1 protein-coding gene is annotated in these 489 nt (G+C 67.9%); it reads left to right on the forward strand.

Features of this window, described 5'->3' with window-relative positions:
• Positions 1-279, forward strand: a 279-nt coding sequence (locus D3D02_RS21365) for a hypothetical protein (protein WP_233560726.1), incomplete at its 5' end; no start/stop codon positions are given.
• Positions 280-489 lie beyond the last annotated feature (210 nt).

The following is a 489-nucleotide window of genomic DNA, read 5'->3' on the forward strand; positions in this document are numbered from 1 at the left end:
GCTTCGAGCGCCTCGCCGACGCCCTCGGGGAGCCCGGAGAGCGAACTCGGTTCCATTACCGGACTCTGGTCTCCGACGCGATTTAAACCGTCGGAAGAGCGCGATAGCGGGAGACGACGAACGCGGCCGCGACCGCCGACGGCGACGGATACGCACAAACAGAACCGCGGTGGCGCGTGCCTGCGAGCGGCCGGAGCGAAGCGGAGGCCGCGAGACAGCACGCGCGAGGGACGCCGCGAGCGACCGGAGGGAGCGAGCGGCGAGGCTGGGGAGGTGTGAGGTGCGGTCGCTGTGCGGGGCGGGACTCAAAGGGGCAGTCGCGAGGACGAAGCACGGCGCAGTAAGCACCGCAGGAACGAGCGAAGCGAGTGACGAGGAGCGCAGCAAGCCGCGCGAGTCCTCGCGGCTGGGGCTTTGGCGGTGTTCGTCAGGGATCCTGTCTCAGCTATTTATAAATAGTCGACTACCTCTTCGGAGACGTCCACCGCG

Origin of the sequence: Halobellus sp. Atlit-38R, assembly GCF_003665925.1 — an archaeon.
GTDB classification, from domain to species: domain Archaea; phylum Halobacteriota; class Halobacteria; order Halobacteriales; family Haloferacaceae; genus Haloquadratum; species Haloquadratum inordinatus.